We start from the raw sequence: 3,440 nt of genomic DNA, 5'->3' as shown, positions 1-3,440 counted from the left end.
CAGAATGTTGAGTCTCCGACAATCCCGGGGCGGTTCAGGGTGTGTTTTTAGCCTATAAAGGCGATATTAATAAAGAGATTTTGTATGAAGTTATAAACGAAACTCGTGATGCTTTAAAGCTACCATATCTGTCACTGGCCCGTATTGAGAAAGGCCTATACAGTATTCTTATTCATCATGTCTCTAATAGTCAGGTTGCTAGTATCATTACAGGTCGAAATGAACGTAAGCGAGCAGATGTATGGTATAGCTCTAACAGTGTCGATGATATTCGAACTGTTTATCAACAGGCTATTAAACTGCTTAGTCTAAGAAGTACATATAACAATGATTATCTACATCTAGTTTCCAATACTTTTGATTATAAAATCGGTAGTCAAAATTGCCCTGATTATGTAATCGTCATTGATTTTATTGACCTATTACACCAAAAAGTAGAGGCAACAACTGATTATATTGAAAAATTTAATTCATATAGCATTTGGCTTTGGCATATCAGCTTACTTTTAACTTCCGTTAGGGCAGTTGAGGGTGCACCAGGTTATTTGGACCAATTCAATTTTGAGGTGGGGCTGATTTGGATATCTGACAAAGAAGAGCGAGCAACGGCGTCGAGTCAAAGATATGTGCCTCTATGCCCATTTTTAATTGAGGCAATCAACCGATATATAGATTTTTTAAAAAGCTTCTCGTCTCGTTTTTGTCGTTTAGACATGCGCATTCAACATTGGGTTGACGAAGTAATGAATTCTGAGCGACCACTGATTAACGTGTTTAATAAAAAAGGCGAACTAGAATCAATTCGTCCAGTACTGGTGAGAAATGAAATTCATGAGAGCTTTAAGTTTAAAGAGGATTGGACAAGGCATGTTGGGCAGCGTTATCTGCATGAGCAGAACGTAAATGAGTCAATGATACTCTCTGTATTTGGTCATGAGATGATGGGGCAGGAGTCTTGGCGAAAGAATTCATCAATAAGTATCGGTGATATTTTAGACTTGCGTCCAACTTATCAAGCACTTGCAGATAAGCTTGAGATAAGACAGGTGCAAGTATGAGTGTTAAAAAACAGTCAGATGATGAATTGTTCGGCTATAAACGTCGTGAGCAGAGACGTGAAGAGGAAAAAAAAGATGTTTTAGTAGAAGCTGACTTCATATGTCAAAAGCTTTGGGAGAGCTTTCTTAAAAACTTTGAAGTAGAAAAACCTGAAGTCAATGAAGAATCTATTTATCAACTTTATGAAGACATTTACAAAGAGTTTGAAGAAAGTAAATATATTTCTACAGGTCTAATGCCAATAGCATTAACCAAGCGTCTTTTCTTTTTTAATAATATTAACCGTGAGCGTAAGCGTAAGGGGTTAGAGCCACTGCCAGCCCCAACGGTTGCTTATCAGCCTCAACGCCCAAAAAATACAGCAGTAAGGGATGCTTTTTTTTATCTGCCTAAACTGCAAGATATAATGAAGGAGGCTGTTCAAATATGGCAAACAAAGAACAGTTTCACCCTTGTTGATGGACTAGCTTGGTTAATGTTTTCATTATTGATGCATGGTCGCATACATTCTGTTGATGTATTAAATGCTGTTTATGTGCATATCACCACTAAAAAGCAGTTACATAAATTGGCTGATGACATGGTCTATATTCCATTAGATATCGTGTCTAAAACTTATGGCAATCAGATAGTCGATATCGACGGTTCTGATGAAAAAATTATATCTTATTCAAAGTGGGTATTCATAGACGATATCAGTCGCTTGTGGCTAGTTAAGGTTAATCAGCTATTGGAAGATGAAACATCGAAGATACCAAGCTTTCATAGCTGTGTTAGGCAGCTTGGTAATTTGACTAGACAAAAATTTAAAGCGGATAATTTGGAGAAAACAGATTTTCTTAGCTATTTGAATATTTACTGGCAGACATTGGCGAATGTACATATAGATCAGCAGCTAGTGGAACTGCTTGTTCAACATGATACCCATACTGCCATTAGTTTAAACGACTGGCAAGCTTACTTAGGGGCTCCTCAGGAATCAGATACCACTACTGTCAAAAATGAGTACATCACGGTTAATAGACTCAATAAAACTACTCAAAATTTGCAAGATGAAGTTGTCGGCATAGAGGATAGTGTCAGTAAAAACAAGGCTCATAAAAACGTATTAAAAGATATTCGCCGCGCCCTTATGGGCAGTAGGAAAAAAATTAAAGAGCAGCTCGAGGCGTTGACTGAAATTAACGAAGGTTATAGTGAGCGAGGTTTAATTCTCTGGATGCTTGATTTAAATGCTATTAATAAGGCTACATCTACTTTATCAAGATATTTGACAGAGGTGGGTGAAGCATTTTTATATGGCACTCGTGATGAGGGCATTACGGATTATCGAGTGCATCAATATGAGTTTTTATACGACAGTATCATCGCCAAGAAAAACACTCTCAATATAGGTTACACCCAGACGGTATTGAACTCACTACATCAAAGCTTGAAAAAACATTTGGGTGCACCACACGTGCATCTTCAGCGTGAAAATGATCCGAAAATAGTTTCTAGCAGTTTAATATCACTTGATTTATATAAACATATTCTAGTAAGTGTCAGTAATCAGATTGCATTATCTTCATACAATAAAAGCATGATGAAAGTGATCTTTACTTTGCTCTATCGCACCGGCTTAAGAATTAATGAGCTATTAGGTATTCGGTTAACAGATATTGAATATGATCGAGATACTTATAGCGACATCAATTTGATTATTCGTTCAAATAGTCATAGAACCTTAAAGTCAGATGATGGCACTCGCAGAATTACTTTATCAGTATTGTTAAAACCAGGTGAGTTTAAAGAGCTTCAGGCTTATTTTATAGAAAGGACTCGTCATAAAAAAGAAGGTAAATACTTGTTCGCACTTGAGGGATTATCGACCCCATTAGATCGAGGTAGTGTGGATCGAGTGTTTAAAGAGGTTATTGGCCCTCATTACCAACACTTGGTATTGCATAGTTTTCGCCATAATGCTTTATCTAACATGGCAGTAATACTGAGATGTCGTCAAAAAGTTTTGGATATTTTTACTGATTATACAGAGGATGAGGCGCAGCGTATTAAAGAGGATTTATTAGGAAAAATGCGTATCAAATCTGGTCATCATTGGGATGCCTTGATGGAGTTTGCGGGACATGCTGACCTAGATACTACTTTTAGCTCTTATATACATACTGTAGATATTATCTCAGCACATTTACTGGATCAGGCATATATACAGCTACCTGTTGCTGTGATCACAAAGCTTACGAATAAAGCACGTCGAAGTTTCAATCAATATAATGCACAAGCCTTAGATTTTGAAAAGAATAGTGTGGATTTGACAAAAATACGTAAGTTTATTAACCGTGAATTAGACCTCTTGCAAAAGTAGCAAAGAGATTTAATAT

At 36.8% G+C, this 3,440-nt stretch carries 2 protein-coding genes; both read left to right on the top strand.

Translation table 11 applies throughout. The features are described from left to right. Positions 1-41: 41 nt before the first annotated feature. Positions 42-1,058 (top strand): hypothetical protein, encoded by a 1,017-nt coding sequence (locus INT03_RS10930; protein WP_193008971.1) that lies wholly within the window; start codon positions 42-44, stop codon positions 1,056-1,058. Continuing rightward, positions 1,055-3,424: a site-specific integrase gene (locus INT03_RS10925; RefSeq protein ID WP_193008970.1), complete on the top strand. Its 2,370-nt coding sequence runs from the start codon at positions 1,055-1,057 to the stop codon at positions 3,422-3,424. Before INT03_RS10930 ends, INT03_RS10925 begins: the two co-directional genes overlap by 4 nt. The last annotated feature ends 16 nt before the right edge of the window (positions 3,425-3,440 follow it).

Origin of the sequence: Psychrobacter sp. PG1, from assembly GCF_014897815.1 — a bacterium.
GTDB lineage: Bacteria > Pseudomonadota > Gammaproteobacteria > Pseudomonadales > Moraxellaceae > Psychrobacter.
The sequence above is the reverse complement of the archived record's forward strand: the minus strand, read 5'-3'. Positions and strand labels throughout refer to the sequence as shown.

Bases quoted from the DNA above. Each gene is read 5' to 3' on its own strand.
- INT03_RS10925 (WP_193008970.1), top strand. From the start codon at position 1,055: ATGAGTGTTAAAAAACAGTCAGATGATGAATTGTTCGGCTATAAACGT.